At 42.5% G+C, this 5,562-nt stretch carries 6 protein-coding genes and 1 pseudogene; 2 read left to right on the plus strand and 5 right to left on the minus strand.

What is annotated here, in order from left to right:
* Both HXY43_RS25750 and HXY43_RS25755 read left to right on the plus strand, forming a co-directional pair.
* A pseudogene (locus HXY43_RS25750) lies at positions 1 to 86 on the plus strand (IS200/IS605 family transposase); the annotation flags it as partial.
* The gene (locus tag HXY43_RS25755) at positions 67 to 471 is read left to right on the plus strand and encodes a hemerythrin domain-containing protein (protein ID WP_290889784.1); all 405 of its coding nucleotides are present in this window, start codon (positions 67 to 69) and stop codon (positions 469 to 471) included. The pseudogene HXY43_RS25750 and the gene HXY43_RS25755, both read left to right, overlap by 20 nt.
* A gap of 250 nt (positions 472 to 721) precedes the next feature.
* On the opposite strand, the gene HXY43_RS25760 is transcribed toward HXY43_RS25755, so the two are convergent.
* The 5 genes from HXY43_RS25760 to HXY43_RS25780 all read right to left on the minus strand — a co-directional run bounded on the left by HXY43_RS25760 (position 722) and on the right by HXY43_RS25780 (position 5,010).
* A complete protein-coding gene (locus tag HXY43_RS25760; protein WP_026732181.1) occupies positions 722 to 1,906 on the minus strand; it encodes a M20 family metallopeptidase in 1,185 nt (394 codons plus the stop codon).
* Between the two features lie 209 nt (positions 1,907 to 2,115).
* Positions 2,116 to 2,676, minus strand: a complete 561-nt coding sequence (locus tag HXY43_RS25765; RefSeq protein ID WP_290889774.1) for a pentapeptide repeat-containing protein — start codon at positions 2,674 to 2,676, stop codon at positions 2,116 to 2,118.
* 323 nt (positions 2,677 to 2,999) lie between these two features.
* Positions 3,000 to 3,281, minus strand: coding sequence for a hypothetical protein (locus HXY43_RS25770; RefSeq protein WP_290889776.1), 282 nt, complete (start codon positions 3,279 to 3,281; stop codon positions 3,000 to 3,002).
* Positions 3,282 to 3,371: 90 nt separating this feature from the next.
* Positions 3,372 to 4,418: an ABC transporter permease gene (locus HXY43_RS25775; RefSeq protein ID WP_290889778.1), complete on the minus strand. Its 1,047-nt coding sequence runs from the start codon at positions 4,416 to 4,418 to the stop codon at positions 3,372 to 3,374.
* A 73-nt stretch (positions 4,419 to 4,491) separates the two neighbouring features.
* Positions 4,492 to 5,010 (minus strand): adenine phosphoribosyltransferase, encoded by a 519-nt coding sequence (locus HXY43_RS25780; RefSeq protein ID WP_290889781.1) that lies wholly within the window; start codon positions 5,008 to 5,010, stop codon positions 4,492 to 4,494.
* Positions 5,011 to 5,562 lie beyond the last annotated feature (552 nt).

Genomic DNA, 5,562 nt, shown 5'->3' on the forward strand with positions numbered 1-5,562 from the left:
GTCCCAGTTATTTTGCGGTGTCTGTAGGGGGTGCGCCAATAGAAGTCTTGAAGGAGTACATTAGGAATCAAGAAAAGCCGTCCTAGAAGGACGGGGCTTGTATCCCATTCTTTTGGTCAAATTTATAAAGATTTAACTGCTCACGCTGAAGCTGAAGAAGAAGTTGTCTACCCAAGAGTACGTTCTTTCTACGGTGAAAGCGATACTCAAGAACTATACGATGAGCAAGCTGAAATGAAGCGGATGCTAGAGGAAATTAAGGCTATTAACCCCTCTTCATCTCAATTCAAAGATAAAGTTAGACAGCTTATGGACGCTGTTGGCGATCATATTCGTCAAGAAGAAAGCACTATGTTCGCTACTATTCGCAATAACTTAAGCAGCGACCAAAGCGAGCAACTGGCTACCCAATTCAAAGCTGCTAAGCAGAAAATTCAAGAGAGAATAGGTCAACAAAGTGCAGCTCGATAGTCTATCTAATTTACACCTTAGTTTTAATATCGGGTGTAATTTAGATACTTAAAGCTATTTGCTAGGTTAGGTTTAAAACTCCCAACACAAACATGTGTCGGGAGTTTTTGTTTAATATCTTGGACTTATCATATCAAATCCGTTGGATTAGTTATCGTATCTGCCCTCACCCCCTACCCCTCTCCCAAGTTGGGAGAGGGGTAGGGGGTGAGGGTTATTAATGAACATGAATTAGCCGGATTTGATATCATCAATTATTTTGTTGCCAAAATCTATAAGCAGTATATGCCATTGTGACAACTCCAGTGACAATAGCAGATTCATCGACTTCAAATTGAGGATGGTGCAACGGGAAGTTAATCACTCTGTCTCTGTAGCCTACACCTAAGCGAAACATGCAGCCAGGTGTGCGTTCTAAATAAACGGAAAAGTCTTCCGCACCAAGAGAGGGTTCGGGTAAGACTTGCACGCGATCGCTACCCCAAGCTTCTTCTGCCGATGATTGCAACAACTGCGTCAAGACATAATCATTTTGCACGCTGGGTACACCCTGGCGATAATTTACTTGATATTTTGCACCATAGGAATTGCAGACACTAGCGACGATTTGGTCAATCCAGTTTGGTAAATTGGCACGAGTTTCGGGATGGAGCGATCGCACTGTTCCCAATAACTGCACCTTGTCGGCAATCACATTCGGCGCTCTACCACCATTAATTTTCCCTATGCTCAACACTACAGGACGCAAGGGATTCTGGGTGCGGCTAATAGCCTGTTGTAGTGTAGTAATCACTTGCGAGGCTATCCAAATCGCATCTATGGCCTCATGGGGACGAGCACCATGTCCTGATTCTCCGAGAATGATAATCTCTAAATCATCAGCCGCTGCTGTCAATGCGCCGTAACGCACGCCAATTGAACCTGCGGGGATGGAAGGAAAAACATGAACACCCAATATCCCACTCACCTGCTCCATTGCTCCATCTGCTACCATCCAGCTAGCTCCTTGGGCAATTTCCTCTGCTGGCTGAAATAAAAATCGTACCTTTCCAGGTAGCTCCTCTGCAATCTGAGAAAGTACCATTGCTGTTCCTAAACCCACTGTGGTGTGAACATCATGACCACAAGCGTGCATAATGCCTTCTGCACGAGAGGCGAACTCTAAACAAGTGCGTTCTTGAATAGGCAAAGCATCCATATCAGTACGAATTGCTAAGATGCGGTTATCTTCACCAACACCTTGTAGCTCTCCGATCACGCCTGTTTTACCCACTCCTTCTTCTACATGAAGTCCACTAGAAGATAAAACTCCTGCAACGAAGGCAGCCGTTTGATACTCCTGACCACTCAATTCTGGGTGAGAATGGATGTGACGGCGAATTTCTATTAAGCGGGGAGCTAATGTTGCAGCTAAATCTTTAATACGGCTAAGCATTGTTCAATTATCTTAAACACTTTGTTTAATAATAAAGAAGTGTTAACCGACAAATAACTCTAAATTGATACTATTTTGATTTAATCTTGTTAAAAACAAACCTTTTAGAGATGTACCACAGCACATCTCTAAGCCCATAATGTTTTTCTTTCTAAAATGTAAAGACTGCACCAGTCTAAGTATCTGACTGCGAGTCTAAAATTCTGATGTTAATCTCCATGACAGGTTGAGCCATTGATATCGCCCTCAAATTTATTACATTGTTTCGGATTCAAGCGCTGTAACGACCACCAATAGGGTTTATTAGAAGAGATAACACCATTGGGCAAAATGGTCAGTCGGAAGTTTGCGCCTCGATAATTGGTAAACTGCTCCCTAGCACCCTTGAGGTTAGCACCTTCGAGATTAGCGCTAATAAAACCAGCAAAACTCAAATTTGTATTTTCTAGGGATGCTCCTTTCAAATACGCACCTGTCAAGGAAGCACCAGCAAGATTTGCTCCAGTTAATGTAGCACCTTCCAGATTTGCACTTGTAAGATCGGCATTTACGAGATTAGCACCAGATAAAATTGCCGCCTTGAGGTTAGCTTCTCGCAAATTTGCTCCAGTCAAATTAATTTTAGTTAAATCAGCACCACTTAAATCGCACCGAGGACAAGCACCTGATGCTTTCAGTTGGTCTACGTCTAGTTGATTGAATCCAAAAGCCTGCTCTGTAAATCCAACACAAGCTAATAAAGTGAAAGCAGCGACAATCCGGAATTTCATATTTTTTACAGTATTTCTCTGGTTGAGAATCTGGGTAAGTTATATACTGTTATGATATAAGAATTGTTAAAAAATTTGTTGGTATAAAGCAGGGATAAAGAAACTGTAAAAATACTGTAAAATTTAACTTTTTAGCTAGTCAAAATTTAAGCAGGATTTATATAATAGGGACATCAAGATTTATACTGAAACTATATAGACAACGAAACTTTATATCCCCCAAGCCAAGTTAATCAGAAGGTGAGGGGGATATTTATTTTTTTTCTTCGGCGATCGCATAGGTTGAAATAGAAATAATAGATCCCTAATTCTTATCCCTTTGCCTAACTTTGCTGTAAAAATTCAACTTTGGGTACTAACGGATCGGAAACGATAGCCAAACCGCTAAAACCCCAACGCTTAAGCAAACTTCCCAGCTGTGAACCAGGAAGAGATTCCACAGCAAAACGGTTAGCTAAGTCTCTAGCATGGGTGTTGAGGTAGCTGAGGGCATCAAAGTGTTCGCGGAACACCAACAGATAACCCAGCCCTTCTGAATTCGGACGAGCAGTCAGATAACTACCGTCAGTTTTTGATCGCACTAAGTAATAAACTTCAGAAAACATAGTTAATAGTCAATGGTTAGTGGTTGGTAGATAGTGGTTAGTAGTTAATAGCCAACTACTATCTACTAACTACTAACTACTAACAAAGAACTAATTTAGATTTCCCAGGCTGATGCGAGGATCGGCGACCTTTAGCAGCAAATCTGCTATTAAGTTACCAACTATGAGCAGTACCGCACCCATTACCAAACTTGCCATCAGTAAATACAAATCTTGAGCTTGCACTGCTTGCAAAGCCAATCTCCCCAAACCAGGCCAGTTGAAGAAAAATTCAGCAATGAAGGCACCGCTTAATAAACTAGCTAACTCAAAACCCAACAAAGTAATTAAGGGGTTAATGGCATTACGCAAAGCGTGAACGTATATCACCCGGTTTTCTGGTAATCCTTTCGCACGAGCCGTTTGGATGTAATCTTGACGCAGTACATCCAGCAATTCACCGCGAGTGATGCGCTGTAAGCCAGCAAAGCTAGTGATACTTAAGGCGATGGTGGGTAAAATCATGTGCCAGCCAACATCAAGGATTTTGCCAAACCACGTCAATTCGGCGTGATTGATGCTAGTCATGCCACCCACTGGAAACAAAGGGGCAGTCATTTGAGCAAAAATCAGCAGCACTAGGGCTGTGATGAAGCTGGGAAATCCTTGGCCAGCGTAGCTAATTACTTGCAAAATCCGGTCAGTGGGGCGATTTTGTTTCACGGCGGCAACTATCCCTAAAGGAATAGCGATCGCCCAAGTGACAATCAAAGAAGCGATCGCCAACAGTAAAGTTGCTGGTACTCTCTCCCAGATTAGTGACGCCACCGAGCGTTGATAAACAAAACTTGTGCCAAAATCACCCTTAGTGACGATCCGCCACAACCACAGAAGATATTGTTCCGGCCAAGATCGATCTAAACCAAATTGCTGCTTGAGTTCTTCAATTCTTTCAGGCGATATTTTGGGGTTTTGCCGCAGCGTGTCTACATAATCCCCGGGAGCAAGTTGAATGATGAAAAATGACAAAGCCGACGCCAACAACAAAGTCAACAGCGCCTGCAATACCCGCTTCATCACATAAAGAAACATCTCACTCGTGACTAGCTTCACCAGCCAATCCCGACTTGTCTCCAAGGAAATTCTCGTAGTAGTCATTTGTCATTAGTCCTTTGTCCTTTATCTTTAGTCATTAGTCCTTAGCCAATGACTAATGACTAATGACCAATGACTAGTATTCGACCAGAGTGACAATTGGCACATCTGGTAGATTTTTACGCCCTTGCAAATCCTGTAGCTCGATAATAAACCCAAATCCTACCAGTTCGCAGCCAATTTTCTGTACTAACTGCGCTGTGGCGCTTGCAGTTCCACCCGTAGCGATCAGGTCGTCTACAATCAAAACTCGGCTGTCTGGGTGCAAAGCGTCTTGATGTACTTCTAGACAATCTGTACCATACTCTAGTTCATATTCAATCGAATGTACTGCTGCTGGTAGCTTACCTGGCTTGCGAACAGGAATAAAACCTGCTCCTAATTGATAAGCCAGAGGTGTACCAAACATAAAACCTCGCGACTCCATGCCCACCACGTAATCAGCTGTCAGTCCAGCATCCAGAATTTTTTGTGTAAACAAGTCAATGGTATAGCGCAATCCCTCGGGATTCCGCAGCAGTGTAGTGATATCCCGAAATAAAATTCCGGGTTTAGGAAAATCTGGTATATCACGAATCAGAGACTTTAGATCCATAAGAAGATAGGGTAGATAAAGGTACAGCAGTACACACTATACCTCTTGCAAAAGTTACTTTTGTACTCTTGTGGCAAAAGGAGAATAGTTAAAGGGAAAAAGCTTTTCAAGTCTTTTCCTGTTAGTCTTTATATGACTTCTCAAAAGTAGAACTATACATGGTTCGTAGCAAGCACGCTTTGTGCTTACTACAAGCCAAGCGTATTTGTAGTCATTTTTTCGAGAAATGGTATTACTTCTTCTGATGAATGATTTTCCCTATTCCCAGCTTCTGCAATCGGCCCATTTTTGTTCTCATTTTCTCAATGGTAATTGATCGGGAAAATGGAAGCAGATACTTGAAGTTGGGGGATTTTTGGTTCACAATCTAGCTTGCCGCAGTCGGACTTCTCCAACATAGAAGCGCGATCTTCCCAAAGTGGATTGGGCCTACCTAGTAGTTTGCCATAAAGATTTTGACAGGTTAATGGGCAATACAGTTGGTGCTAGTACTCTTAGTGTCTTAGTGTCTTGGTGGTTTCAGTCCGGATCTTTTTCACCACAAAGACACCA

Source organism: Fischerella sp. (genome assembly GCF_013388695.1).
GTDB lineage: Bacteria > Cyanobacteriota > Cyanobacteriia > Cyanobacteriales > Nostocaceae > PCC9605.

Excerpts from the sequence above, each read along its gene's own strand:
- HXY43_RS25775 (WP_290889778.1), bottom strand. The coding sequence starts at position 4,418 with ATGACTACTACGAGAATTTCCTTGGAGACAAGTCGGGATTGGCTGGTG.
- HXY43_RS25780 (WP_290889781.1), bottom strand. The coding sequence starts at position 5,010 with ATGGATCTAAAGTCTCTGATTCGTGATATACCAGATTTTCCTAAACCC.
- HXY43_RS25765 (WP_290889774.1), bottom strand. The coding sequence starts at position 2,676 with ATGAAATTCCGGATTGTCGCTGCTTTCACTTTATTAGCTTGTGTTGGA.
- HXY43_RS25760 (WP_026732181.1), bottom strand. The coding sequence starts at position 1,906 with ATGCTTAGCCGTATTAAAGATTTAGCTGCAACATTAGCTCCCCGCTTA.
- HXY43_RS25770 (WP_290889776.1), bottom strand. The coding sequence starts at position 3,281 with ATGTTTTCTGAAGTTTATTACTTAGTGCGATCAAAAACTGACGGTAGT.